Consider the following 24,757-nt stretch of genomic DNA (forward strand, 5'->3'; position numbering starts at 1 on the left):
CCCCACCCGGCGCCCAAGCTCGACACGTTCGTCCTCGGAAAGAACGATCTCCACAGCAGCAGGGCCTCGATGCGCCATGAAAAGAAGGTACCAAGTAACCCTCAGGATTTCGGGCGCATCACACTAGTGCTGTGACCGCATATGTTTACCGGCTTGGTGAAGCGTCGGCGGGGCGGGCTATGTTCTCGGCATGAACGACGCTGAAGTCGCCTCGTTGTTGGCCGGATGTGTTCGGTGCCCGTACCCCGGGGTGTGGCAGGACTCCCCTTTTGTGGAAGGCACGGTCGACGGTGCACGGTATGCCCTGGTCGCGGTCGATCCAGGGCTGAGCGCGCTCGCCCTACGGCGTGATGACGGCTCGCTGTGGTGTCTGCCGGAGAGCGGTGTTCCTCAACTGGTGAACTCCAGCGTTGAGGCGTTCGTTGCCTTCAACCGCGCTTATGAGGAAGCCGCTGCTGAGGCCGCTGCATACGAGGGGCCCGGTGACGGTCTGAGCGAAGACGAGACCGTGGACCTGGCCGAGCAGGCCGCCGACGCGCTCACTGAAGCGTTGCTGGAACGATTCGGGATGCTTGACGCCAAGGCCGTTGCCGACGAGAACTCCTTCTGGCACATCGGGGCTGAGGAGCTGGGCTACGGCATGAGTGTGTGACCACGCAGATCATCGGGGCAGGCTGCTCAAGCTGCGATTACAAAGGGGCGTCCGCCCCAGCGGATGCCCTTTTCGCTGCGGATACGGGCGCGTTCCCTGCGTTCGGCGGCCAGGACGTCGCGGTGGCGGGCGTTGGCGTTGCGCCAGCGGAGGTAGGCGTGCAGGGCCCGGGTCTGGACCGTGTGGTTGATGGTGTTGGGAGTTGGCAATGGTGAACTGCCGCAGTGGTCCGAAGTGTGCCTCGATCGGGTTCGCCCACGAGGCGTAGGTCGGGGTGAAGCACAGCTCGACCTTGCTCTTCTTCGCCCAGCGTCGGATGTCGGCGCCCTTGTGGGCGGACAGGTTGTCCAGGATGACGTAGATCGGGGAGCGGTCGGGCCGGGCGGCGCGGATCGATTTCAGCCCGGCCAGTGCGTTTGCGGCACCTTTGGTGCGGCGGTTGATGCCCCAAAGGCGGTCGTCGCCGACCGAGTAGCAGCCGTGGAAGTAGCGCACTCCGTGAGTGCGGTGGTAGGTGGCCGGAACCCGGTCAGGATGCTTCCGTTCGGCCCAGCCCGAGCCTGCGGTGGGCCGGATGCCAAGCGGTCCGAACTCGTCGAAGGCGAACACCCGGTCCGGGAAGCGGTCCAGGACCTCCTCGATCCGGTCCAGCTTCGCCTCGCGGTCCAGGTCCGGGGATTCCTTCCATGTCTTGGTGCGCTGCAAGGTGACACCGCGGTGGGCGAGCAGGTAGCGTAACGCCTCACGCTGGCCGATGCGGATGATCCGGCGTGGACTTTCCGCAGGTAGGCGACGAGTTCGCGAAGCGACCAGCGGGTGAAGGGCTGGCCCAGCTTGGTGGGGCGGGTGGTGGCCGTCCGGATGACGAAGTCCTCGTCGTCACGGCTGAGCAGGCGGGGACGGCCTCCCGCCGACTGAGGGTCCAGGCAGGCCAGGCCGACCTCGTTGAATCGGTGGATCACATCCCGCACGGTGTCCTCGTCGGCCTGGGCGATCACCGGCACCCGGTTCCGCCGGCCGAGGCCAGCAGCATCATCGCCCGCCGATAGCGCACCGAACTGGTGCTGCCCCGACGCACGATCTGCTGCAACTTCTGCCCCTCCTGGTCGGTCAGTCTGCGCACACGGACAGGCTCGGCCACCGCGCCTCCAGCGGTCGGATCGGACGTCACCGCACATCCAACCGCCACGACCACCAACCCGGTGAACCTATGCGGTCAGAGTAGCACTAGACGCTGGTACGCCGGCGCTTGGTGGCGCACCACCGTCTGCGTCACTGCGCTCGCGGCGTTGACGGTCGGCGCGTACCTGGCTTTGTGGTACGCGATGGAACCGGCGGGCGGTGCGGCGCACGCCCTGGCGATGTCGGTCAGCTCGGGCAACACCTTCCTCGCATACGCGGCGGCCCAACTGGTGCCCGCGGCCGTTGCGTTGCCGCTGTGCGCGCTGCTGACGCTGCGTTCGCCCACACCGCGCCGACCATGCTCTACGGGCGGCGCTGCGCGGAGCAGGGCCTTGACGACGTGGCGAGTATCCGCGATTCATAGCAGTCACAGAACCACTCGCCAGTCCTGACCGCCCCACACCATCCGGACTCTCGGCAGAGTCCGGCCGGCAAGGCGGTGTACGGCGCGTCGGCTGGAGAAACCGGTCGCCGCGGAGGCATCGAGCACCAGGCGAACATACTTGGCGAGTCCAGGTCCGGCCAGGCCGGCCAGTCCACCGAGCCGTCGCGCGCGACGCGCCGCGCAGCGGCCGTCCCCGATCGCGGCGTAGTCCCGCAGCTGCGCAAGCCCGCAGGGAGCTGTCACTCCATGCCTTCTCCCGGCTGTCACCCAGCCGAGTCCGGGCGGTCGAGAAGGTCGCTCAGCGGGACGTCGGAGTCGGCGAGCCTCGTCGCGTCGACCGGGCGCCCGGAGGTCACGAGGGCCCGGATCGGGTCAGTGACGTCCCAGACGTTGACGTTCATTCCGGCCAGCACCCGGCCCTCGGCGAGCCAGAAGGCGATGAACTCGCCGGTGTCCCTCCGGCCGCGGAAGACCACCTGGTCATAGCCACCGGGTTCGACGTAGCCGGTGTACTCCATGCCCAGGTCGTACTGGTCGGTGAAGAAGTACGGAAGACGGTCGTAGGCCACGTCCTGGCCGAGCATCGCCTTGGCTGCGGCTTGTGGCTGGTTGACGGCGTTGGCCCAGTGCTCGACACGGATGTGCCGGCCGAGCAGTGGGTGGAAGGCGTTGGCGACGTCCCCGGCGGCGTAGATGTCGGGGTGCGAGGTGCGCAGGCGGGCGTCGACGCGGATGCCGTTGTCGACCTCCAGGCCGGCAGCGTCGGCGAGCTGGGTGTTGGGGGTGATGCCGACCCCGACGATGACCGCGTCGGCAGTGATGCGGCTGCCGTCGGCCAACAGCACGCCGTTCGCCCGGCCGCCGGCGCCGGTGATCTCGGCGACCTGGACACCGAAGCGCAGTCCACCCCGTGATAGGCGTGCAGGTCGGCGAAAATCTGCGCGACCTCGCGGCCCAGCACACGCAGCAGCGGCAGCTCTGCCCTCTGCAGCACGGTGACCTCCACGCCGGCCGCGCGGGCGGCAGCCGCTGTCTCCAGACCGATCCAGCCGGCGCCGATCACCACGATGCGGGATGCGGACTTAGAGGATTCCTTGATGCGGTCGCTGTCGGCGAGCCGGCGCAGATAGAGCACTCCGTCGAGGTCGGCTCCGGGCACGGTCAAGCGACGCGGTGAGGAGCGGTGGTCAGGAGCAGCTTCTCGTAGCCGATGCGACTGCCGTCAGCGAGCGTCACCTCGTGCCTGTCTGGGGCGATCGCCGTGACCGTGGCGCCCAGGCGCAGGTCGACGTCGTGCTCGGGGTACCACTGGGGAGGATGGACATAGACGGTGTCACGCTCGTCCTTGCCCAGCAGATAGCCCTTCGACAGCGGCGGGCGTTCGTAGGGGTGCTCGCTCTCCTCTCCGAGCAGCAAGACGGGGCCGTCGAAGTTCTCTTCCCGGAGGGTCTGTGCTGCCTTCGCACCGGCCAGGCTGGCTCCGACGATGACGCATGCTGTGTTCGCGCCCATGCTCTCTCCTCTGCTGCGTTGGCTCGGCAGCAGGCGGACGGCGATCCGCTCCCTGCTGACGTCGCACGTGGCCAGGCCATCGTCGTCTACAGCCCTGCGCTGTCAGCGGTTGATCCCCGGTGTGTCCACCGATCGGTCGTCGCCGGAGACCGTGGCACTGGGACGGTCCGTCGGCGGCCGGCTGCATCAGGTGCTCCGTTGCTGTCCGCGCACTCCCTGGCCAGAGGCCCGGCAGGGTCCAACCAGCGCCGCCTCCCGGGCCCTCGGAAGCGCAGAATCGAGTCCGGCAGGCATTCTGCCCATGGCCCGCTCCCGTGCCTTCAGGGGCCGGCGACGGGCTGGCCGTGCTGTCGGGCCTGCTCGACGAGGCCGCGCCGCACGCGGGCATCGACGTCGGTGGAGTCCCCTGTCAAGTCCTTCTGTTCAGTCCCCTGGAGGTTGTGCAACTCCCTCGGAGCGAGGAACCCATGGCGGACCGGGAGCGCAGACCGGCCTGGCGGCGGTGATGACGGACCTTGCCCGCCGCTCACCCCCCACCCAGCCCACTTGAGGCGTTCTGGCAGGGTGAGCGCATGACGACTGCGCCCGCTGAGGAGTTCGAGATCTACCGTCCGCATCTGTTCGGACTGGCCTACCGCATGCTCGGCTCCGCCACAGAGGCCGAGGATGCCGTCCAGGACGCGTATGTGCGCTTCAGCGGCGCCGACCGTACGGCAATAGAGGCTGGCTGCCGGAGCCTGTGGTCACCTCGAACGGCACGCTCGGTCCGCTGGAGTCGGCGGAGCAGCGGGACGCGGTGTCCCAGGCGATGCTCGTCCTGCTGGAGCGGTTGACGCCCACCGAGCGTGCGGTGTACGTGCTGCGTGAGGCCTTCGCGTACGGGCACCGGGAGATCGCCTGTGTGCTCGACCTGAGCGAGGCCAACTGCCGGCAGCTGTACCGCAGGGCGGTGCAGCGGATCGCCACTTCCGAGAATCGCTTTCCGGCCGCGCCCGAGCAGCAGGAAGAGCTCGTGACGACGTTCAGCGGCGGCCCGGGAGGGTGACCTCGTCGGTCTGGAGAAGCTGCTCGCGGCCGATGCAACGTGGTGGAGCGACGGTGGCGGCAAGGTACCCGCGGCCCGGCGGCCCGTCGAGGGACGCGAGAAGGTCGTCCGCTTCGTCGTGGGCATGGCCGAGCGGTTCCTGGCGGGAGTGGATTTCACGGTCACCGAGGTCAACGGCGCGCCCGCCCTGATCGCCCGGGCGGACGGCACGCTGCTCGGGGTGGTCGCGTTCGAGTACCGCGACGGGGCGATCGCCGCCGTGCGGGCCGTGGTGAACCCGGACAAGCTCGATTTCGTACGGCGTCAGCTCACGCGTCCGTAGGCCTGTCGCGGTAGGCCTGTCACATCTCGCGGGGCTGCGCGGTCCTGGTTGGTGAGGGGCGCTCCGTCCGGGAGGGCCCGCCGTCCGAAGGGACTGAAACAGCATGACCATCCTGGTGACCGGTGGTACCGGAACGCTGGGCCGGCTCGTCACCGAGCGGCTGCGGGCGGACGGACACGAGGTGCGGGTACTCAGCCGGCACGCCGAGCCGTACGCGGTCGATCTGCGCGTGCGGCCGGGGCCTCGACGCGGCCGTTGAGGGTGTGGAGACGATCGTGCACTGCGCGAGCAGCCCGCGTGGGGGCGACGAACAGGCCGCCGCTAACCTCATCGCGGCGGCGCGCCAGGCGGGCGTGGTCCATCTCGTCTACATCTCGATCGTCGGCGTCGACCGGGTGCCGTTTGGCTACTACCGGTCCAAACTCGCCGTGGAGCGGATGGTCGAGGAGTCGGGACTCGGCTGGACGGTGCTGCGCACGACGCAGTCCCACGACTTGATTGTCATGGTCCTCCAGGCCCTGGCCCGACTTCCCGTGCTGTTCCTCCCGGCGGGGGTCAGGGACCAGCCCGTGCAGGTGGCCGAGGTCGCCGGCCGGCTGGCCGAGCTGGCGTCGGGCGCGCCCGCCGGCCGGGTGGAGGACATGGGAGGCCCCGAGGTGCGGACGTTGCCAGAGCTGGCCCGCGCGTATCTCAAGGCCACCGGGCGCAGGCGGGCTGTGGTGAGCGTGCCCCTGTTCGGCGAGGCGTACCGGGGCTTCCGGATCGGAGGCCACCTCACCCGGTCGGCAAGGGCACGTTCGAGGAGTACCTGGCGGCCCGATATCGGCGGCGGGCACATGCGGTGAGAGCAGCGGGCACCGGACGCCGTCGTCCGCCGCGGCCGACGCGTGGACGGAGCAGGGGACCGACACCGGTACGTGATGCCGCCCCAGCCATCGCGCCCGTCAGCCCGATGCCGGTCGAGAGTCGGCGCGGCCAGGCGCACCGCTGCGTCGTCCGCCTCGCGTACGGGTCCGTCGGCGAGGTCGGGACGTAGACGCACTCCGCGTGGACGCCCCGGTAGAGGCGGCCACCGTCCGCGTACCACTTGTAGACCTGGCGACCCTTTTGGCGCGGGGGCGGGGCCGCACGAGGCCTTCGGTCACGAAGACGACGCTACGAGGCAGGGGATCACGGCCGAACCCGTCGGCGGGCTCAGATCGATGTCTGAGGGTGTCAGCCGGGTCGCGCTCGATGTGGCGGAGGTCGTGGTGCTGCTGCAGTCGCGGTGGATCGGGAGGAACTGACGGCGTCAGCCCGCCCGCGTGCAGGCCCGAGCGGTTTCGGCGCCCATCGGGCGACAGCCGATGCGGCACTCGGGCCGCCGCTTTCATGCTCCGTGGACGAGCACCGCGCTCTGCCCGGGGTGAACGAACGTCATGACCGAGGTCAGAGGGTGGTGATGTCCACGCTGATGTCGCCGTCGACGCGGACAGCGACGTCGAGGTCCGCGGCGACGAAGAGGCGCTTTCTGAGGGTGGCCTCGACCCTGGATTCGATCTCAGCGGCGATGGCTGCCTCGAGTGCGGCGTCGGCCTCTACTTGCGCTTGGTGGACGACGGTCAGCCGGATGTCGACGCTGCCGCCCAGGCCGACCCGCGCGACGGCAACGACCGTGACGTCCACGTCGAGGTTCTTCTCGAGAACGGCTTCCACGTCAGCCGCGATGGCCGCTTCGAGCGGTGTGGCGACCCGCTGCTCGGCGGAAGCTGCGGCAGGCGACGCGATGGCCGCGGCCGGAGCGAGGGAGGACGCGCCCAGCGTGACGGCGAGGGCGGCGACGGGGACGACTGAGGCCCTGAAGGCATTACGGCCAATGAGTGACATGCTGTGAACCTTTCGTGAGCGAGGAACGCGTGGTGCCTGCCGGTCGGACAGACCGGCCTATGGCTTCCCCCGCTCGCGGTTCGCGCCACCCGTTACGGCTTGAATACACCGATTAGGGTGATCGTGCCGAACGCCTGAACACTCGAAGGCCTGAGCGGTCCGCACGTCTGGCCCGTCGGGTCGTCGGACCACCCGGGGACGGCGGACTGGACCTGAACCAGGTCGCCGCGTTCTGCACCCTCCTACCCGACCAGTCGCCGAGCACGCCGAACCACTGATCGCCGCCGACTGGCTCGCCGAAGCCGACATCACCGAAGGGAAACTGCACGGACAGCTCACCGAGCGCATCCTGCCGCTCGGAGGGCTGCTGCAGCACACGGGTCGACCAGGACGCCGTCACGCCCATATAGGCGCATTGTCCGCTTATGGGTGACGTTCGGTGTGGCTGGTGTGGGGCGGCCCTGCCGGAGTCGGCGGGGCGCGGCCGCCGGTACTGCGGCCCCGCGCACCGGCAGGCTGCCTGGCGGGCGCGGCGCCGCTGGCAGGCCACGGCCGGTGCGCGGCAGGAGACGGTGCTGGCCAGCACGGATCTCCTGGTCCAGTTGGAGGCTGTTGCCTCCTCCTCGGCATCGCCCCGGACGCCCACTACCCCACGCTGGAATTTCCCCTTCCGTCCGGCTGCGTGCTCGCCCTCTACACCGACGGGCTCGTCGAAGCCTCCGGAGTCCACTTCGACGACGCCACCGCCGCCCTCGCCGGACTCCTCGAACACGCCGACCCCACCAACCTCGACGCCACGGCCGACACCCTCATCCGGCACGCCCCCACCCCCAGCAACGACATTGCCCTGCTCCTCAGCAGCCCCCAGCCAGTCCCTTCGTCACCGGGCCAATCACCCATGGCGTGATCGCCGATGGCGCTCCTGCCACCCAACCCGAGGCGGCCATGGAGCGACCTTGTAGCAAGGCGTGGGCCGGTGGTCGATCACGTCCCGGCGCTCGCCAAGCTCGACGAGCTGCCCGCCGCGGCCGCAGCGATGTCCTCGGCAGCGTCCGTGGCCTGTAGCGGTTGAGGTGTTGGGTCTTGATTTCTTGACGGTGATCTCGCTGGGCGGCGCTGACGGGTCGGCAGTGGGTCCTGCGTCATCAGCACGCTTCCTTTCCGCCGGCCGCAGCCTGTCGGCTGTACCGCACTGTGCCGTCCCGGCCCGCTGGGCACGCTCGGCACGGGCCCGGCGCAGGGCGGCGGCCTCGGTGGCCGCGGCTTGGCGGCGGCGCTTCGCGAGGGCTGCCTCGATGGGGCCGGCACATCGTCGAGCGCCGTCTCGAGCTACGGGAACGCGCGGCGGCCGAGCTCGCGCATCGCCCTGTTCTGCCGCTCCGCCGCTTCGGCGATGGCCGGGTCGACGCGTCGCGCTGGCGCAGCGGCCCGGTGGGCGTCGAGGGCGCGACGGCAGCCGTCCGACGGGGTCTCGCGCATCTTCAGCGGCTCGGCGGGCCCAGTCGGCTCCGCGTCCGGGTCGGCGGCCGCCGCGGGGCCGGCCGTACCGAGTGCTGCGGGTGGCAGGACGTGCAGGATGCGCAGGTTCGCGCCGAAGCCTTGGTGTTGGCTGTCGCGATCAACTTCGGCGCGATCCAGCGCAGCTTCGTGCCGTATGCGGGCGCGTCTGGGGCGACGCCCATCTGGCCGCGTCGAACTTCACCGTCTGGACGTGCCCGTCGAGCTCAGGTGCGGCCGCGGCGGCGAAGAGGCTGTCGAACTGGGCCTCGACCGAGGTGCGGTTGCTGAACTGCCCCTTCCACCCGCTGGCCGTCCGTTCGCCTGAGCTGGTGCTCGATCAACCACGCCTTCCTCGGCGGCTTCCTCACCGGCCTGCAGGCAGTTGGGATCGACGCGGTCCTCGCCCCTCACCCGGGACGGTGTTGTGTGGAGCTGCGCGCCGCGGCCGGCGGTGCGAGCGCGCCCAGCCCTGCCACTGGGCGGTGTGTGCAGGAGGTCTGCACCCGGCCCACGGAGGATCCGGGCGCAACGTAGACGGCATACGATCTCCAGGCATCCGGTCGGCGGACCGGATGCCGTCCCCAGCGGCGTCTGCCTCAGCGCGCCGAGGCCCGCCACTTCAGCAGCCCGGCCACCAGGGCTGCCAGCAGCGACCCCGCCACCGGGGCCAGTACGTAGACCCATAGCAGCCCGGTCGTGCCGGAGACCAGCGCGGGTCCGAACTGGCGCGCCGGGTTGGCACCGCCTCCCGAGAGCGGGCCGAGAAAGATGATCACGGCGGCGACGCAGGCGCCCACCACCGCGGGCAGGTACGTCAGCAGGTGCGGGCGCGTACCGGCGAAGGCCACGATCAGCATAATCACGGTCATGGCGCCGGCCTCCGCGGCGAACACGGCCCCGGTGCTCCAGTCGGCAGCCGGTGTCAGCGCGGCGTCCCCGACCCGGGCGGCCGCGTCACCCCACGCCAGGCGTGCCAGCCCCACGCCGGCCACAGAGCCGGCCAACTGCGCGACGACGAACGGCAGAACGGCCTGGCCGGGGAAGACCCGCAGCAGCCACAACCCGATGGTGACGGCCGGGTTCAGGTGCCCGGCGGTCTCATGGCGCATGGACGGCCCGAGCACGAGCACGACGATCACACCGACCAGCAGACCCATGGCCACGAGCTGGCTGGTCAGCGTCGGAAAGAGATCCGCGAGGGGCGTGCCGGGTCCCGCCATCCAGCGGACGGCCGTGACCACGGTGAACAGCATGCCGGTGGACAGCGCGAACTCATAGAGGGCGGTCTCCAGTACGCGGGGCACCCGCCTTCGCACGCGTACGGGAGGTTGTTCGGTCCGTGGACCAGTATCGAGGAAGGTCCCAGTCATGCTCGGAATGTGGGGCCCCGCGCGGGCCCCGGCAACCCAGGGCGCGCCACTTCGTCAGGTGCCGCGGACCTGACGAAGCCCCGGTCATCTGACGAAGTGGACCGGCGCCCATGGACCGGTCCATCCGCCGTGCAGGACATTCATGCGAGTCGGCCAAGGACCCTGGCCCGGCGCTTCCCTTGAACGAGAGGAACCGATCACCTATGTGCGGCCTTGCCGGATGGGTTAGTTTCCAGCGCGATCTGACGGCGCACACCGATGCCGCGTCGGCCATGACGGACACCATGGAGTGCCGCGGACCGGACGCGGGTGGGCTGTGGACCTCGACCCACGCGATCCTCGGGCACCGCCGCCTGGCGATCATCGACCTCGAGGGCGGAAAGCAGCCCATGGTCGCCGACGCCGACGACGACACGCAGCCGGTGATCACGTACACCGGCGAGGTGTACAACTTCCAGGAGCTGCGCGAGGAGCTGCGCGGTCTGGGCAACGAGTTCCGCACGACCAGCGACACCGAGGTCGTCCTGCGCGCCTACGTCGAGTGGGGCGCCGACTTCGCCGAGCGCCTCAACGGCATCTACGCCTTCGCCATCTGGGACCCGCGGACCGAGGAACTGCTCCTCATCCGCGACCGGATGGGCGTCAAGCCGCTCTACTACTACCCCACCGCCGACGGGGTGCTCTTCGGCTCCGAGCCCAAGGCGATCCTGGCCCACGACGAGGCCGAGGCCGTCGTCGACGCCGAGGGTCTCAAGGAGATCTTCAGCATCGTCAAGACCCCCGGGCACGCCGTCTACAAGGGCATGCACGAGGTCGAGCCGGCCACGATCGTCCGTTTCACCCGCGAAGGCCGCAGCGAGAGCACCTACTGGGAGCTGAAGGCCCAGCCGCACACCGACGACCTCGACACCACGATCAACAACGTGCGCCACCTGCTCGAGGACATCGTCGAGCGCCAGCTCGTCGCCGACGTCACCGTCGGCACCCTGCTCTCGGGCGGCCTGGATTCCAGCGCCGTGACCGCGCTCGCCGCCAAGGCCCTCACCAAGCAGGGCGTCGAGCAGCCCATCCGCACCTTCTCCGTGGACTTCGTCGGCCACGACGAGCGCTTCGAGGCCAACGTCCAGTGGGCCGACCCGGACACCCCGTTCGCCGTCGAGGTCGCCGAGCAGGTCGGCGCGGAGCACATCATCGTCGAGCTCGACAACGAGGACATCCTCGACCCGGAGGTGCGCAGCACCGTCCTGCGAGCGCAGGACCTGCCGGTCTCCACCGGCGACATGGAGTACTCGCTCCTCATCCTGTGCCGCGCGCTCAAGGAGCAGATGACCGTCGCACTGTCCGGCGAGGCGGCCGACGAACTCTTCGGCGGCTACACCTGGTTCCACGACAAGGAGGCCGTCGAGTCGGACACCTTCCCGTGGCACCATCCCTTCGAGAAGGCCGGCGGTATCGGCGCGCTGAAGACGGTGGGCCTGTGGGACAAGCTCGGCCTCACCGAGTACATCAAGGAGCGCTACGCCGAAGCGCTGGAGGAGGTCCCCCGCCTGGAGGGAGAGAGCGGGCTCGAAGAGCGGATGCGCGAGGTCACGTACCTCAACCTGACCCGCTGGGAGAACTTCCTGCTGGACCGCAAGGACCGGATCAGCATGGCGGTCAGCCTGGAGGTGCGCGTCCCGTTCACCGACCACCGCCTCGTGGAGTACGTCTACAACACCCCCTGGGCGATGAAGACTTTCGACGGCCGTGAGAAGAGCCTGCTGCGCGCCGCCATGCGCGGTCTGCTGCCGGACTCGGTCCTCGACCGCAAGAAGAACCCGTACCCCTCCACCCAGGACCGCACGTACGAACTGGCTCTGCGCGAGCAGGTCGAGTCCCTCCTGGTCGAGGGCGCCCCGGTGCTGCAGCTCGTATCCGAGGCGGACATCCGCAAGCTGCTCGACGTGCCCGAGGGCTCCTACGGGGTCGGCGGCCCGTGGAGCGCCCGCGCCGTCCTGGAGCGCCTGATCGAGTTCAACACCTGGGTCACCGAGTACGACGTCCGCGTCGAGCTCTGATCGCCGGGTGCCCGGCCGCCGGCCGGCGGCCGGGCACAGCCGCGCCCGCACCCCCGTGCCCAGGAAACCCGTACTCATGAAGGACGTGAAGAAACGGACATGGTGAACGGCACCGCAGCTCTACGAGCAGTGGCCACGGCCGAGGGTCCGCGGATCCAGGGCACCCCGCTACTTATTCGCGGCCGGCGGATACGCCTCGCACAACCCCGGCGCCACGTTCACGTGGACGGGATCCCCCTACGAGGGCGGCCTCCCGCGGCTGGACGACTACAGCACCGCGTGGGCCGATGAACTGCTCGACACGATTCACCGAAATCAGTAGAGAAAGAGGAGCCCGATCCATGTCCAAACGATTTACCGGAAGGGTCGCCCTGGTCGCGGGAGCGGGCGACGGCATCTGCCAGGAGGCGGCAGTAGCGTTCGCCCGCGAGGGCGCGCGCGTAATGGTGGCTGGGCCGGACCCGGAGGAACTGGCGGGCACGCTGAAGCTGATCCGCGATGCGGGAGGTGAGGCGGACAGCGTCGCGGCGGACATGACGAGGGGCGGCTCGGCCGCCGCCGCGGGCATGGTGGCGGCTGCGGTGAAGCGGTTCGGCGCGCTGGACATCGCGTTCAACAACGCGACCGTCACCGGGCCGAACAGCAACGTCGCCGACATCGCCGAGGACGTGTGGGCCGACATCCTCGCCGCCAATCTCACGGGGGTCTTCATGGCAATGAAGCACGAACTCGCGCACATGGAGTCGCGCGGTAGCGGAGTGATCGTGAACACCGCCTGCAACATGGCGAGCAGCGGGCGGCTGGTGGGCATGAGCGCCTACGCGGCTTCGAAAGCAGCACTGAGCGCGTTAACCCGTACCGCCGCGCACGAGTACAAAGGCAAGGGCATCCGAATCAACGCGATCAGTCCCGGGCCGGCGCACGAGGAGGGGGCGAACCACGCCGACGGGGCGACCGCCGCGGAGGTCGCCGAGACGGTGGTGTGGCTGTGTTCCGACGAGGCCTCCTTCGTCGTCGGCCACGACATGGTGCTGGACAAGAAGTTCGTGGTCTGAGTTCCCTCGGCGGCGTCCTCCGTCCGCCAACGGCCCGTCGCTGGGTTCCCCGGTCGCCGTCATGATCGGCAACCGATCTCGAACAGGTAGGAGCCGTCATCGAAGGCCTCGAGGACCGAGAGCACAATGTTCTTGCGGACGCGTCACAACAGGTCCGCGCCCGTACCCGAGGCAGCCTGCCACAGCTCGAAACCGGTGATGCCGCGATCGGCCATGAGCAGCATCCCGGGCTCGAGCCGGTCCAACAGGCGGGGAATCAGCTGCTGTTCGTGAACCGAAAGCGGGCCACTCGCCGCAGCGAGCACGGCGTGTGCCCCGCACTCCACCAAAGCGGCGACCCTCACCTGCGGGCACGCACTGCGCTGCCGGCCCCGGCCCGAACCGGGCCGGCCGAAGAACACGCTGTTCGCCCCGGTGTCCGGAACGTCGAACGTGGTGCCGTCCACCGCGACCAGCCGCCACCGTCGATACCAGGCACCAGCCGTGCCCTCGACCCCACCGGCCGGCACACCCGCGCACCGGGGGAACGCGCCCATGCGGGCCGCCTGCAGCGCAGGGAAGAGGTTCTCCTCCTCGTCCGCCACGTGCGAGCGGATCTCGTTCATGAGCATGCCGATGAGCCGGTCGAACTCGGGATCGTCGGCGTCGCAGTCTTCCAGGTCCTTCATGATCTGCTCGGCCCTGAAGTGGTCGTCGATCTCCTTGTCGGCTATCGCGTCACCGTTGCGCCGGTACTCGCGCACGGTCGGGTACAGATAGGCCTCCTCGGCCACCGAGTGGCGCACGAGCTCCATGGTGACCTGGTCGGCGTAGGTCTTGCGGTCCTTGTCACCCGAGGGCAGTGCCTCGATTCGGCCGAAGATCTCCTCCACCTCGCGGTGATCGGCCACCAGTTCGCTGATGACGTCTCCGATTGCCATGTCCAGCACCTCCAGCAGTCTCGGTACGGCGGCTCCCAGGAGGGGGCACGCCGCATAGCGAGTGCCCCGCCGACGCCCGGCCAACGTCCCTATCGGCTGGAGCGGGCGATAGGGGTGGCGCGCCGTCTCAGATGCGTTCGCCCGTGGCCTCATCTTCTTGCGCGGCTCCGGCAGGGCCAAGGCCAGAACCTTCTGTACGGTGTTGAAGCCGACGCCGTACTTCCGCATGAGCGCACGCGTCGGCATGCCGGTCCTGGCGTCACGGCGGATCGCCGCGTACAGATCGACCTTCGAGTTCGGCAGCACTCGGGCCCCCTCGTCGTGCAGAGCACAAGCATGGTCCCGAGGCAAGCACCTGGCCGTTCTCGAAACTCAGCGACATCACTGTTCGGGCCCGGCAGACACGGTCCGGTCATGCGGAGTGCCGGCCGGACACGGGCCGCACCGTCGCCGGTCAGCGCGAGCCGGCAGGGACGGGCGAGAGCCGGTAGGCGTCCTCATGAGTGACGACGCGGCCGGCGGTGGGCGGCGCGAAGTGGGTGCCCAGGACCAGGGTGTCCGTGTCGGCGAGGGAGCCGAGCAGCTTGCGGCGCGAGTCCTCGGACTGCTCCGGGTCGATGTCGACGCAGGCGCCGATGGCGGGGTGGGCGAACTGGACGGGGTGGTGGATGCAGTCGCCGGTGATCAGAGCTGTCTCTCCACGGCTGGTCAGCTCGACGGCGATGTGACCGGGAGTGTGTCCGGGAGTGGGAATCAGGCGCAGGCCCGGGACGATCTCGACGCCGTCGGCCGGAACGTCGACGAGGTCGAGGAGCCCCGCCTCCTCGATGGGGATCACGGAGTCGCGGAACATCTGCTTGCGCGCCTCCTCCATGTCGTACGTGGCCCAGAACTCCCGCTCGGTGCGGGAGGTGAGGTAACGGGCGTTGGGGAAGGTGGGAACCCACTCTCCGTTCACTTCGCGCGTGTTCCAGCCGACGTGGTCGGCGTGCAGGTGGGTGAGGACCACCAGGTCGACGGAGTCCGGGGGGAATCCGGCGGCGGCCAGGCGCTGGAGGAAGTCGGTGTTCAGGTTGTGCCAGGCGGGGTTGGCCCGCTCCTTGCCGTTGCCGATGCCGGTGTCGACGAGGATGCGCAGCCCGCCCAGGACGAACGCGAAGCTGTGGCTGTCGATGTGCAGGATGCCCTCGTGGTCGGCGAAGTCGGGCCGCAGCCAGTCCTGCTGCTTGACGACGTCCGTGGTGGCGTCCGGCAGAAGCCAGGGTCCGGTGGCGGGCGGCAGAAGAACCTCGTCGATGCGGTGGACGGTGACGTCGCCCACGCTCCAGGAGGGGACGGCGGTCTGGGCGGTGGCCGGTGGGGTGCTCATGATCGGTCGTTTCCTCAAGTCTCGTTACGGAAGGTCGTTGTGTGCGCTGTGGGCTGCTCGGCGCTGCGACACGGCGAGTGCTGCCAGGGCCGCGACGGCGAGCAGGGCGGCGGCGACGGCGTAGGCGTGGGCGGCGGTACCCAGCCCATAGTGCTGGGTGGCGGCGCCCGCGGCGATGGCGGGCAGGCTCATGGAGAGGTAGCTGAGGACGTAGTAGGCGGCCAGGGTCATGGCGCGGTCCTGCTCGTCGAGTGAGGCGAGTGTCATGCGCAGCGCCCCTTGGGAGACGGCGCCGAAAGCGATTCCGGCCAGGGCCGCGCCGCCGTAGACAGCGGGCAGGCCGGCGCCTTGCAGACCGCTCAGCGTCAAGGCCGCGGCGGGGATGACGGCCAGGCCTCCGCCGGTGGCCGCGGTGTGCGGTGCCGTGCGCCGCAGTGTCCACACGGTGAGGGCGGCCGCGGCGGTGAGCGTGAAGAAGACCATGCCGCCGGCCGCCTGCGGAGCGCCCGGAGCCACGAGGCGCACGAGCGCCGGCCCGAGGGAGGAGTAGAAGCCGCCCAGAGCCCAGATGGCGACGACACCGGTGCCCGCCGTCAGCAGGGCGCGGCGGGCCGACGGCGGCACCGCGAGCTGCGGGCGAAGGGAGCGCAGGGCGCCGGCGTGCCGGTGGGCCGTCTCCGGGACGAACGTGACCGCAATCGCCTGGGCGGTGAAGAGGACCGCCAGCAGGACGTACACGGTGACCGTGGGGGCGGGGGCGAAGCGGACGAGGAGGGTGGCGGCCAGGACGCCGGCGGCCATGCCCGCCACTGGGGCGATGCTGTTGGTCAGCGCGGACCGGCCCGGGCGCCGGTGGTCCTCCAGGTCGAGCAGGGCCGCGCCTGCGGCGCTGGTGGCCGCGCCGGTGGCCGCTCCCTGCAGGATTCGGGCGGCGATCAGCGCACCGGCGCCGTCCGCCGAGGCCAGCAGCACCATGGATGCGGCCTCCACGACCAGCGCGCCCACCAGGACGGGGCGCCGTCCCAGGTGGTCGGAGAGCGCTCCGACGGTGAGCAGGGCCAGCAGCAGTGTCAGGGAGTAGGCGCTGAAGACCACGGTGATGGTGAGCGCGGACAGGTTCCAGGCGTCCTGGTAGTGGGGGTAAAGGGGCGTCGGCGCACTGGATGCCGCGAGGAGGGCGGCGAGGATCGAGGTGTCCAGGACGAAGGACGCCGTGCGCGTGGCGGTCTGGGTGCGGGCTCCCGGGTGGCCCGGCGCAGGTGCTCGTGGTGTGACGGTGGACATGGCACTCCTCAGCGCTAAACGCAATGGGTTTGCTTTAAGCCACCGTAGGGCCTACAGTCAGCTAACGCAAACCCTTAGCTTTTGGCGTTGGGGTTTGCCCGCCGCTCCAGCCCCGAGGAGAGAGAAGTACATGTCCGCCGCAGATCTCACCCCGCCGGAAGCGGCCCGCTGGGCCGCCCGGGCCGGGCTTCCGCTGCCTGCCGACCGCCACGCCGCGGTCGCGGCCGTCGCCAACCACATCCACTCCGTCGTCGCGGTCCTGCGGGAGCTGGACTTCGGGGACACCCCGCCCGCCCCCGCCTACCGCGCGGGAGAGGAGAAGCACGATGCAGCCGTATGAACTGTCCCTGACCCAGGCCGCTGACGCGGTCCGAGCCCGGCAGCTGTCCCCCGTCGAGCTGGCGGACTCCGTCCTGGAGCGCATCGGACATGTGGAGCCGCGCCTGCAGGCCTACGTCACCGTCACCGCCGAGCAGGCCCGCCGGGCCGCACGCGAAGCCGAGAACGACATAGCGGCCGGCCGCTACCGCGGTCCGCTGCACGGCATCCCGATGGGCCTGAAGGACCTGATCGACGTCGCCGGAGCGGCCACCACGGCCAGCTCCCGGGTCAGGGCCGACCACCGCGCGCAGGCCGACAGCACGGTCGCCGCACGCCTGGCCGCTGCCGGAGCCGTCCTGGCCGGCAAGACCCACACCCACGAGTTCGCCTACGGCCTGACCACCCCGCAGACCAACAACGCCTGGGACCGGGAAAGGGTCGCCGGCGGCTCCAGCGGCGGATCCGCCGTCGCCGTCGCCGCGGGCACCGCGACCTTCACGCTCGGCACCGACACCGGCGGATCGATCCGGGTGCCCTCCGCGCTCAACGGGGTCGTCGGCCTCAAGCCGACCTACGGCCTGATCCCCCGCCACGGCGTCACGTCCCTGTCCTGGTCACTGGACCACGTCGGCCCGATCACCCGAACGGTCGAGGACGCGGCCCTGGTCCTGACCGCCCTGGCCGGACACGACCTCCGCGACCCCGCCTCCCTGACCACGCCCGCCATCGACTACCGGCCGCGCACGGGCATGGACCTCACGGGGCTGCGCGTCGGCGTGCCGCGCAACTACTACTTCGACCACGTCGACCCGGAGGTGGAGGCCGCCGTCCGGCGCGCCATCGCCCAGCTCGAGAGCCTCGGCGCACGGCTCGTCGAGATCGAGATCCCCCTGACCCGGTACATCCAGGCCACCCAGTGGGGCCTGATGGTGCCCGAGGCCACCGCCTACCACGAGCGCACCCTGCGCGCCGTCCCCGAGCTCTACCAGGCCGACATCCGCATCCTCCTCGAGGCCGGCGAACTCATGCCCGCCGGGGACTACTTGCGCGCCCAGCGCTCCCGTACCCTCATGCGGCAGGAATGGGCGCGCATGCTGCAAGACGTCGACGTGATCGCCGCCCCGACCGTCCCGGCGACCGCGGTGAAGGCCGACCAGGAGACGATCACCTGGGCCGACGGCACCGTCGAGGGCGTCTCCGACGCCTATGTACGCCTGTCGTCCCCCGCCAACATCACCGGGGTTCCGTCCCTGTCCGTACCGGTCGGCCACGACACCACAGGTCTGCCGATCGGCATGCAGCTCCTCGGACGTCCCCTCGGCGAGAGTGCCCTCCTGCGGATCGGTCACGCCTTCCAGCAGACCCAGCCCGCACCCACACTCGCACCGGCAGCCTGAAAACGGCGTGGGCCCGGCCGAATCGCTCCGGCCGGGCCGGGGGCACCGTTGCGCTGCTCTCAGGGCCGGAAGCCGCAAGGAAAAAATCGGCGGGTTCCGGCGGTCCGCGACGTAGCCATGGGACGCCATCGCTGTCATCTGACAGATGTCTCACGGCTTCGGATACCGAAGACTCCCGGAGTACCGACCTCCCGACCGAAACGTCAGCTGGTCACACCCGAGCCGGGTGGCGACGACACCAGGGACTTTCCGGTCGACGCCCCCCTCGTGAGGCGGCAATGGCCGCGGTGCCCATCTTGGGCCTGCGCCCCGCGCAATGCGGACGACGTGCCGCATGTCCGCGACCCGCTGACCCGCCTGCGGGACGCGGTGGGCCTGCGCCCCGCGCAACTGGTGACCGCAGCCGACCTCACGTCCGCGGCCGCGGAGGTCATGTGCTCCAGGACCTGCTGCTGTGCACCCCCACGCAGGCCAGGGAACTCGTCCTGCACTGGCGGCCCATCGGCGACATCACACTGGCGCGCGGCTACACCGTCGCGATGGCGGACAACGGCAACCCCGAACGCCTGCACTCACGTCTGGGCGAGGCCATCGCACGCTGCCTCGGCGCGGAGACCAAGAGCACAACGGAGAACGAACCGACACCATGACCAGGGCCGAACTGCTGCGCCGCATGCAGGACGAACTCCACGAGGGCGGGCTGCACGGATACATACTCGTGCGGGACCTGCTGACCGGAGAAGAGCTGGGCATCGAGCCGGACACCAGCTGCCGGCCGCATCCCTGGTCAAAGTGCCCCTGGCCGTGGCGACGGCCGAGCGCATCCGGCGCGGAGAACTCGACGGTGAGGCAGTGCTCGACGTGCAGCCCGGTCGCCTGACCACCCCCGGCCCCACCGGGCTGAGCCGCTTCCGCCACCCCGCCCGGATCGCCGTCGACGACCTGCTCTACCTCAGCACAAGCCTGAGCGACGGCACCGCTGCGGACGCCCTCTTCACCCTCACACCGCCCGACCAGGTCAGCGCCATCCTCGAAGAACTCGGACTGCGGGGCATATCCGTCCGCCACACGATCAGCGAACTGACGGACACGCCCGCCGAACGCTTCGACGCCCCGCAGACACACCTCGCCCACGCCCTGGCCATCGACGCCGGCACCAGCGGCCGCGGACACCGCATTCCCCAGCTCGACACCACCCGCGCCAACACGGGAAGCGCACGTGCCTGGACCGACCTGCTCCAGATGCTGTGGCGGCCGTCGGCGATTCACCCGGACGTCGCAGCCACGGTCCGTTCTCTCATGACTCACAACCTGCTGCGCCACCGACTGGCACCCGACTTCGACTCCGACGCCTCGACGTGGTCATCAAAAACAGGCACCCTGCTCAACCTCCGCCACGAAAGCGGCGTCGTCGAGCACGCCGACTGCCAGACCTTCGCCATCGCCGTCCTCACCGAATCCTTCGTCCCCGCCGGCACTCAACCCGGTGCCGACGCCCTCATGGCACAAGTCGCCCGGACGCTCCGCGACCACCTACGGCAGCAATAGGCAACACCGGATGAACAGGCCTTCCTGCCTGTGCCAACGACCACCTGCAACCGGCCGCCGGGCAATACAGCCGGGCCGCACCCAGGTCGCCCTGGTCACTTCGCCGGTGGGCCACCAGCCGGTGACACGTTCCGGGACGGCCTGGATGGCGGGCGCGAAAAGCGTGGCCGGCAGCAACTCCGGCCAGTGCTTCCCCTAGACCGTGCCCGGCCGGGCCGGAGTCCTTGATCGGAAATCCGCGGGCACCGTCGTGCACGGCCCGCCCTGCCGGCGATCGCCGGCAGGGCTTGGCACCGAGCCGGGGCGACGCGGCGGAGGAGGCCACCGCCGACAGGGCACAGCACAGCTTGGCGGACGACAGCCCGTACCCGCCGATCAGGCGTGCCCACCGGGCGGAGCCGAAGGGGGTGGACGGCACCCGGCCGAAAGTCGTAGCCGGCTGCGCAAGATCTGTCTACGGCCGATCCGACGCAGGCGTCCGCCGGACAGAGTCGAATCCGTCCGTTGTGTACCGCTGTCCATAACCCCAGGAGCATGTCATGGGCAACCTCGCCTTCCGTATCGAGTCCGTGCAGGTGCTGCTTCCCCTCCTCGCCGGATTCGCCGCGCTGCTCACCGTGCGTGCCGTGAGGAGACGCCCCGGCTGGTACGGCAAGCCCGTTCTGACCCGGCTTGCGACGGCCCTCTACGCTGCGGGTTTCCTGCACTTCACGATGTTTCCGATCATCGTGGACAAAACTCAGAATCTGTCGCCCTGGTACAACCAGATCCAGCCGATACCCCTGGCGGGCCTTATCGGCATGGACCCCACCTTCGTGCTCAACGTGCTGCTGTTCGCACCGTTCGGTCTGCTGCTCCCGCTGCTGGCGAAGGCGGAGCTTCCGGTGAAGCGGGTCGCCCTGCGCGCGCTGGTCACCAGCCTGACGATCGAGCTGGTTCAGCTGGGCATGTACGTGTGGTTCAGCAACGGCCGTGGCGCGGATGTCGACGACCTGATCGCCAACACCCTCGGGGGCGTGCTCGGCTGCCTGATCCTGCGCTCCTCGGCCCTGTCCGATCTCGTACGCGGCTTCGCCCCGCCGGGAACCGCCCTCGCCCGATCGGCCACCGAGACGGTGCCGGCTCCGCCTGCACCCGTCGGGCGATGAACCGACGGCGGGATCGCCCCGCCCGACCCCTTGGTGCGGGCGCGGACCATCCCCATCGCCGCTGTCACCGCTCCGCGTTCCGCGGCAGACAGCCGTGTTCTCGCGGACGTCACGAGGTGCCGCTGCGGGTGCGACTTCCTAGAAGCAATGATTTTGCTTTAAGGTGGATTCATGAGCAGGCAGATGGTGCGCCCCGGTGGGCGCAGCGCCCGGGTCCAGGCAGCGGTGCACGCCGCCGTACGCGAACTCGCGTCGGAGCTGGGCCGGGACGCCCTGACGGTGCCGCTGGTCGCCCAGCGTGCGGGCGTGACGCCGTCGACGATCTACCGCCGCTGGGGCGACCTGCAGGAGCTGTTGTCGGACGTGGCGGTCGAGCGGCTGCGGCCCGACACCGCGCCCAAGGACAACGGGGCCCTGTCGTCCGACCTGACGGCCTGGGCCGAGCAATTCCTCGACGAGATGGCCTCCCCCACCGGCCGCGCCTACATCCGCGACGCCCTGCTCGGCGATCCGGACGGCAGCAACGCCGGCCAGTGCTCCGCCTACGCAGCCGAGCAGATCGATGTCATCCTCAGCCGCGCGGCCGAACGCGGGGAGGACACGCCCGACGTCGAAACGGTCATCGACGCCGTCGTCGCCCCCCTGATGTACCGCATCCTCTTCCGCCCCGACGGACTCGACACCTCGTACGCGCACCGACTCGTGACAGGAGTCCTCGAACCGGCCACCCAGTGACCAGATGATCACAGTGGCATGCCCCTTCGGCAGCCTCCGGTGCCCTGATCTCGGAGGTCGGCACGACCGCGCCACATCCCCAGCCCTCCGGCGAACCGTCCCGAGGGCGTATCCGGGCACTTCACGCCCAGTGGCCGCAGTCGACAGTCGTGTGGGCCAGCTTTGGTGCCCAGGCGGACCGGAGCGTTCGGGCGTCGAAGCCGAGGAAGGCGCCCCAGTCCTGCTACAGCACGGTGACCGGCATGTCCAGTCGGTTACCGGCGTCTGTGTCGGCCTGGTCGTGGTCGACGTCGATGCGGGCGGAGGCTCGGTAGTCGGCCACGGTCGAGGGCACCGCGTCGCGGCAGGCGTCCAGGTAAGCGACACGGATGTCGGCGGGCATCGCTTCGGGGTGCGCGTCCAGACGTCGAGGAAATGGCCGAAGAAGACGGCCGGGGCAGCCGCGATCATCTGCTCGGGCAGCTGCGGAGGCTGGGCCATCAAGTAGAGGTGGAACCCGATGGCGGCACTCGTGCCGCGCATCACCTGCCACATCCCTTGCGCAGTTGTGTCTGCGGCTGGCCGACGGAAACACGTCCGCGGCAGAGGCGGCCGAGCACGTCGACGCGTGGCCGGACTGGGGGCCGTACCGGCCCTGGGCCGAGCTCTTCGTCCTGCTGCGCACCGGCCGCCGCGCCGACACCCAGGCGATGCTGCGCGCCTTGCCGGAGCCGCCGGCGGACCTGATGTACGAGGCGCTGTGCTGCCTGCAGGCGGCGGTGGCGCTGGAACTCGGTGCCCGGGTCGCGCTGGAGCAGCTCCACGTCCGCCTGCTGCCCGCTGCCTGCGAACGCGCGGGCGCGGGCAGTGGCCTGGTCACCCTTGGTCCCGTGGACCGGTGGCTCACCGACATCACCGACGCGCTCGGCCGGCGTTCTGGCTGAGAGGGGTCGGGATGTGGTCAGGGGTGGACGTGCAGGCTGTCCTCACCAGCCGGTGACGCGTTGCCACAAAGCCTCGATCACGGGCACGGCGCCTGTGCTGCGGGTGCCGTCGATGACGTGGTAGCCGCGATGCTGAGCCGCGGTTGCGCAGGCGTGGTTGGGCAGGATGCGCAGGCGGGTGCCGACGGGCAGGTCGGGCAGGTCGGCGGCGTCGCGGGCGGTGAGCGTGCCGTGTTCCTGGCTCGCGGCGGTCATGACCAGGTTCGGGACGAGGTTGCCGTTCAAGTCGGTGACCAGACCGTAGCCCTGGTCCTGTGCCTGGACGGCGGTGCCGCGGTCGCGGGACATGGCCATCCAGCCGCCGTCGGTGACGATCCACCCGTACTCGGGACGGTGGCCGATGACGGTGACGACGACCGACAGGGCGAGGTCCTCGACCTGGCAGACGCCGAGGCCGGCCATGACCAGGTCGAAGAAGACGTAGTTCCCTGCGCGCAGTTCGGTGACGCCGGTGAGGTCCTCGGCGGCGTGGGCGGTAGGGGTGGAGCCGACGCTGACGGTGTCCACCGGCAGGCCGGCCGCGCGCAGTCGCTCGGCCGCGGCGACGGCGGTGTCGCGTTCGTTCTTCGCCGCCAGGCGCTGTTCCTCGGGGGTGTAGGCGAAGTAGGACTCGCCGGCGTGGGTCAGTACGCCGTCCAGACAGCCCGCGTCGTGCAGGATGCGGCCGACCTCGGGGAGCGCGGGGGCGTCGGGCTTGAGGCCGCCGCGGTGGCCGTCGCAGTCGATTTCGATCTGGGCGGGGACGGCGATGCCGGCCCGGCGGGAGGCTTCGGCGACGAACGCGGCCTGTTCGACGCTGTCGAGCAGGATGCGCAGGCGCACACCGCGGCGCAGCAGGGCGATCACGCGCGGGAGCTTGTGGGGGTCGATGCCGACGGCGTAGGTGATGTCGGTGTAGCCGCCGTCGGCGAACGCCTCGGCCTCGGCGAGGGTGGAGACGGTGACGGGGCAGGGAGTGTCGCCGTGCATGAGGGCGACGACGTCGAGGCTCTTGGCCGTCTTGACGTGCGGCCGCAGGGTGACCCCGAGCCGGTCGGCCCTGGCCTGCAGCCGTTCGATGTTGCGCCGCGTCTTGTCCACGTCCACGACGGCGAACGGGGTGTCCGGGTCGGTCAGGTCACGGGCGGCGGTGGAGGTGGTGTTCAAGGGGATGTTCACAGGGAGATGTCCATCTTCTTCAGAAGGGCCAGGCCCAGACAGAGGTCCTGCAGACCGATTCCGGAGCTGTCGAAGACCGTGATGTCGCTGTCATCGATGCGTCCCGCGGTGCGTCCGACGAGGACCTCGCCGAGCGGGGTGAGGACGGTCGCTGCGGGCGCGTGCTGGCTTTCGCCCATGCGGCGGGCTTGTTCGGGTAGATCGCAGAAGACACGTGCGCCGCTGAACAGTTCGGGTGGGAGCTCCCTCTTGCCGGGGGCGTCGGCGCCCATGCAGGAGATGTGCGTACCGGGGCGGACCCAGCCCGCGTCGAACAGGGGTGGGGTGTCGGCGCGAGTGGTGGTGGCGGTGACGATGAGGTCGGCGTGCGCACAGGCTTCTTCCGCACCGGCGGGCCGGGCGTCGTGGCCCTGTGCGGTGAGCGTTCTGGCCAGGTGCTCGGCACGCTCCGCGTCGCGCCCCACGATCAGGATCTCGCCGATGGGCCGGACCCGGCTGACGGCCTGCGCCTCGTAGGCGGCCTGGTGACCGGTGCCGAAGACGGCCAGGGTGGCAGCGTCGGGGCGGGCCAGCAGGTCGACGGCGAGGGCATCGGCCGCGGCGGTCCGGTAGGCGTTCGCGGTGCCGACCTCCAGGACGGCCGCGATCCGGCCGATCGTCTGGTCGAACAGCAGCAGGGTCGAGTGGTGGCGCGGCAGCCCGTGCTCTGGGTTGCCCGGCCAGTACGTGCCGATCTTCACGCCGGCGTGCGTCGGGGATGCGGACGGCTTGAGGGTGAACCGGTTGCGCGGATCGGAGCCGTGCACGGCGAGACTGGGGAAGACCGGGCCGTCCACCGTCGCGGCGAAGGCGGCACGGGCCGCTTCGAGGGCCAGCTCCTCATCCACGAGCGCAGCGGTCTGCTCCTCGGTGATGTGCAACAGAGCGGTTGGTCCGGCGGCGGTCATG

The 24,757-nt window shown here is 70.1% G+C and carries 19 protein-coding genes and 7 pseudogenes; 15 read left to right on the forward strand and 11 right to left on the reverse strand.

Annotated features, from left to right (window positions below; all coding sequences use genetic code 11):
- Positions 1 to 190 precede the first annotated feature (190 nt).
- Entirely contained in the window at positions 191 to 652 is a 462-nt protein-coding gene (locus ACLB9X_RS32540) for an SUKH-4 family immunity protein (protein ID WP_410364036.1), read from the forward strand.
- A gap of 26 nt (positions 653 to 678) precedes the next feature.
- Here the strand turns inward: ACLB9X_RS32540 and ACLB9X_RS32545 are convergent.
- Positions 679 to 1,793: pseudogene (locus ACLB9X_RS32545) on the reverse strand (IS630 family transposase).
- A gap of 689 nt (positions 1,794 to 2,482) precedes the next feature.
- A pseudogene (locus ACLB9X_RS32550) lies at positions 2,483 to 3,731 on the reverse strand (NAD(P)/FAD-dependent oxidoreductase).
- 638 nt (positions 3,732 to 4,369) lie between these two features.
- On the opposite strand from ACLB9X_RS32550, the gene ACLB9X_RS32555 reads away from it, so the two are divergent.
- From ACLB9X_RS32555 to ACLB9X_RS32570, 4 genes and pseudogenes are all read left to right on the forward strand, one after another.
- Positions 4,370 to 4,564, forward strand: a complete 195-nt coding sequence (locus tag ACLB9X_RS32555; protein ID WP_410364062.1) for a hypothetical protein — start codon at positions 4,370 to 4,372, stop codon at positions 4,562 to 4,564.
- The gene (locus tag ACLB9X_RS32560; protein ID WP_410364037.1) at positions 4,471 to 4,776 is read left to right on the forward strand and encodes a sigma factor-like helix-turn-helix DNA-binding protein; all 306 of its coding nucleotides are present in this window, start codon (positions 4,471 to 4,473) and stop codon (positions 4,774 to 4,776) included. Before ACLB9X_RS32555 ends, ACLB9X_RS32560 begins: the two co-directional genes overlap by 94 nt.
- Positions 4,777 to 4,900: 124 nt before the next feature.
- The gene (locus tag ACLB9X_RS32565) at positions 4,901 to 5,098 is read left to right on the forward strand and encodes a hypothetical protein (protein WP_410364038.1); all 198 of its coding nucleotides are present in this window, start codon (positions 4,901 to 4,903) and stop codon (positions 5,096 to 5,098) included.
- A 103-nt stretch (positions 5,099 to 5,201) separates the two neighbouring features.
- Positions 5,202 to 5,921, forward strand: a pseudogene (locus ACLB9X_RS32570) (SDR family oxidoreductase); the annotation flags it as partial.
- 605 nt (positions 5,922 to 6,526) lie between these two features.
- Here the strand turns inward: ACLB9X_RS32570 and ACLB9X_RS32575 are convergent.
- A complete protein-coding gene (locus ACLB9X_RS32575; RefSeq protein ID WP_410364039.1) occupies positions 6,527 to 6,964 on the reverse strand; it encodes a hypothetical protein in 438 nt (145 codons plus the stop codon).
- Between the two features lie 616 nt (positions 6,965 to 7,580).
- Here ACLB9X_RS32575 and ACLB9X_RS32580 point away from each other — a divergent pair.
- Positions 7,581 to 7,871 (forward strand): annotated as a pseudogene (locus ACLB9X_RS32580) (SpoIIE family protein phosphatase); the annotation flags it as partial.
- A 422-nt stretch (positions 7,872 to 8,293) separates the two neighbouring features.
- Here ACLB9X_RS32580 and ACLB9X_RS32585 read toward each other — a convergent pair.
- Entirely contained in the window at positions 8,294 to 8,443 is a 150-nt protein-coding gene (locus ACLB9X_RS32585) for a hypothetical protein (protein ID WP_410364040.1), read from the reverse strand.
- Positions 8,444 to 9,060: 617 nt separating this feature from the next.
- On the reverse strand, positions 9,061 to 9,768 hold the full coding sequence (locus tag ACLB9X_RS32590; RefSeq protein ID WP_410364041.1) for an aquaporin: 708 nt from the start codon (positions 9,766 to 9,768) through the stop codon (positions 9,061 to 9,063).
- Positions 9,769 to 10,037: 269 nt separating this feature from the next.
- Between ACLB9X_RS32590 and asnB the strand changes: the two genes are divergently transcribed.
- Entirely contained in the window at positions 10,038 to 11,891 is a 1,854-nt protein-coding gene (gene asnB, locus ACLB9X_RS32595) for an asparagine synthase (glutamine-hydrolyzing) (protein ID WP_410364042.1), read from the forward strand.
- A gap of 341 nt (positions 11,892 to 12,232) precedes the next feature.
- Positions 12,233 to 12,946: an SDR family NAD(P)-dependent oxidoreductase gene (locus ACLB9X_RS32600; protein WP_410364043.1), complete on the forward strand. Its 714-nt coding sequence runs from the start codon at positions 12,233 to 12,235 to the stop codon at positions 12,944 to 12,946.
- 539 nt (positions 12,947 to 13,485) lie between these two features.
- Here the strand turns inward: ACLB9X_RS32600 and ACLB9X_RS32605 are convergent.
- From ACLB9X_RS32605 to ACLB9X_RS32615, 3 genes and pseudogenes are all read right to left on the reverse strand, one after another.
- Positions 13,486 to 13,866 (reverse strand): annotated as a pseudogene (locus ACLB9X_RS32605) (hemerythrin domain-containing protein); the annotation flags it as partial.
- Positions 13,867 to 14,320: 454 nt separating this feature from the next.
- A complete protein-coding gene (locus ACLB9X_RS32610; RefSeq protein WP_410364044.1) occupies positions 14,321 to 15,235 on the reverse strand; it encodes an MBL fold metallo-hydrolase in 915 nt (304 codons plus the stop codon).
- A gap of 24 nt (positions 15,236 to 15,259) precedes the next feature.
- Positions 15,260 to 16,519 carry an MFS transporter gene (locus ACLB9X_RS32615; protein ID WP_410364045.1) on the reverse strand — a complete coding sequence of 420 codons (1,260 nt, stop codon included), beginning with the start codon at positions 16,517 to 16,519 and terminating at the stop codon, positions 15,260 to 15,262.
- A gap of 130 nt (positions 16,520 to 16,649) precedes the next feature.
- On the opposite strand from ACLB9X_RS32615, the gene ACLB9X_RS32620 reads away from it, so the two are divergent.
- The 6 genes and pseudogenes from ACLB9X_RS32620 to ACLB9X_RS32645 all read left to right on the forward strand — a co-directional run bounded on the left by ACLB9X_RS32620 (position 16,650) and on the right by ACLB9X_RS32645 (position 21,668).
- Positions 16,650 to 16,859, forward strand: coding sequence for a hypothetical protein (locus tag ACLB9X_RS32620; protein WP_410364046.1), 210 nt, complete (start codon positions 16,650 to 16,652; stop codon positions 16,857 to 16,859).
- A complete protein-coding gene (locus ACLB9X_RS32625; protein ID WP_410364047.1) occupies positions 16,846 to 18,237 on the forward strand; it encodes an amidase in 1,392 nt (463 codons plus the stop codon). Before ACLB9X_RS32620 ends, ACLB9X_RS32625 begins: the two co-directional genes overlap by 14 nt.
- 434 nt (positions 18,238 to 18,671) lie before the next feature.
- The gene (locus ACLB9X_RS32630; RefSeq protein ID WP_410364048.1) at positions 18,672 to 18,887 is read left to right on the forward strand and encodes a hypothetical protein; all 216 of its coding nucleotides are present in this window, start codon (positions 18,672 to 18,674) and stop codon (positions 18,885 to 18,887) included.
- Positions 18,884 to 19,785 (forward strand): annotated as a pseudogene (locus ACLB9X_RS32635) (serine hydrolase). Before ACLB9X_RS32630 ends, ACLB9X_RS32635 begins: the two are co-directional and overlap by 4 nt.
- Before the next feature lie 539 nt (positions 19,786 to 20,324).
- On the forward strand, positions 20,325 to 20,933 hold the full coding sequence (locus tag ACLB9X_RS32640; protein ID WP_410364049.1) for a VanZ family protein: 609 nt from the start codon (positions 20,325 to 20,327) through the stop codon (positions 20,931 to 20,933).
- A 171-nt stretch (positions 20,934 to 21,104) separates the two neighbouring features.
- The gene (locus ACLB9X_RS32645) at positions 21,105 to 21,668 is read left to right on the forward strand and encodes a TetR/AcrR family transcriptional regulator (RefSeq protein ID WP_410364050.1); all 564 of its coding nucleotides are present in this window, start codon (positions 21,105 to 21,107) and stop codon (positions 21,666 to 21,668) included.
- A 121-nt stretch (positions 21,669 to 21,789) separates the two neighbouring features.
- On the opposite strand, the pseudogene ACLB9X_RS32650 reads toward ACLB9X_RS32645, so the two are convergent.
- A pseudogene (locus ACLB9X_RS32650) lies at positions 21,790 to 22,202 on the reverse strand (alpha/beta hydrolase); the annotation flags it as partial.
- 11 nt (positions 22,203 to 22,213) lie between these two features.
- Between ACLB9X_RS32650 and ACLB9X_RS32655 the strand changes: the two are divergent.
- Positions 22,214 to 22,591, forward strand: coding sequence for a hypothetical protein (locus ACLB9X_RS32655; RefSeq protein WP_410364051.1), 378 nt, complete (start codon positions 22,214 to 22,216; stop codon positions 22,589 to 22,591).
- A 42-nt stretch (positions 22,592 to 22,633) separates the two neighbouring features.
- Here the strand turns inward: ACLB9X_RS32655 and ACLB9X_RS32660 are convergent, their stop codons facing one another.
- Entirely contained in the window at positions 22,634 to 23,809 is a 1,176-nt protein-coding gene (locus tag ACLB9X_RS32660; RefSeq protein ID WP_410364052.1) for a DSD1 family PLP-dependent enzyme, read from the reverse strand.
- Positions 23,806 to 24,756 carry an ornithine cyclodeaminase family protein gene (locus tag ACLB9X_RS32665; RefSeq protein ID WP_410364053.1) on the reverse strand — a complete coding sequence of 317 codons (951 nt, stop codon included), beginning with the start codon at positions 24,754 to 24,756 and terminating at the stop codon, positions 23,806 to 23,808. Before ACLB9X_RS32665 ends, ACLB9X_RS32660 begins: the two co-directional genes overlap by 4 nt.
- Position 24,757 lies beyond the last annotated feature (1 nt).

Origin of the sequence: Streptomyces sp. 5K101, assembly GCF_046506645.1 — a bacterium.
Taxonomy (GTDB): domain Bacteria; phylum Actinomycetota; class Actinomycetes; order Streptomycetales; family Streptomycetaceae; genus Streptomyces.

Excerpts from the sequence above, each read along its gene's own strand:
- ACLB9X_RS32540 (WP_410364036.1), top strand. The coding sequence starts at position 191 with ATGAACGACGCTGAAGTCGCCTCGTTGTTGGCCGGATGTGTTCGGTGC.
- ACLB9X_RS32555 (WP_410364062.1), top strand. The coding sequence starts at position 4,370 with ATGCTCGGCTCCGCCACAGAGGCCGAGGATGCCGTCCAGGACGCGTAT.
- ACLB9X_RS32565 (WP_410364038.1), top strand. The coding sequence starts at position 4,901 with ATGGCCGAGCGGTTCCTGGCGGGAGTGGATTTCACGGTCACCGAGGTC.
- ACLB9X_RS32575 (WP_410364039.1), bottom strand. The coding sequence starts at position 6,964 with ATGTCACTCATTGGCCGTAATGCCTTCAGGGCCTCAGTCGTCCCCGTC.
- ACLB9X_RS32585 (WP_410364040.1), bottom strand. The coding sequence starts at position 8,443 with ATGCGCGAGACCCCGTCGGACGGCTGCCGTCGCGCCCTCGACGCCCAC.
- asnB (WP_410364042.1), top strand. The coding sequence starts at position 10,038 with ATGTGCGGCCTTGCCGGATGGGTTAGTTTCCAGCGCGATCTGACGGCG.
- ACLB9X_RS32600 (WP_410364043.1), top strand. The coding sequence starts at position 12,233 with ATGTCCAAACGATTTACCGGAAGGGTCGCCCTGGTCGCGGGAGCGGGC.
- ACLB9X_RS32610 (WP_410364044.1), bottom strand. The coding sequence starts at position 15,235 with ATGAGCACCCCACCGGCCACCGCCCAGACCGCCGTCCCCTCCTGGAGC.
- ACLB9X_RS32615 (WP_410364045.1), bottom strand. The coding sequence starts at position 16,519 with ATGTCCACCGTCACACCACGAGCACCTGCGCCGGGCCACCCGGGAGCC.
- ACLB9X_RS32620 (WP_410364046.1), top strand. The coding sequence starts at position 16,650 with ATGTCCGCCGCAGATCTCACCCCGCCGGAAGCGGCCCGCTGGGCCGCC.
- ACLB9X_RS32625 (WP_410364047.1), top strand. The coding sequence starts at position 16,846 with ATGCAGCCGTATGAACTGTCCCTGACCCAGGCCGCTGACGCGGTCCGA.
- ACLB9X_RS32640 (WP_410364049.1), top strand. The coding sequence starts at position 20,325 with ATGGGCAACCTCGCCTTCCGTATCGAGTCCGTGCAGGTGCTGCTTCCC.
- ACLB9X_RS32645 (WP_410364050.1), top strand. The coding sequence starts at position 21,105 with ATGAGCAGGCAGATGGTGCGCCCCGGTGGGCGCAGCGCCCGGGTCCAG.
- ACLB9X_RS32665 (WP_410364053.1), bottom strand. The coding sequence starts at position 24,756 with ATGACCGCCGCCGGACCAACCGCTCTGTTGCACATCACCGAGGAGCAG.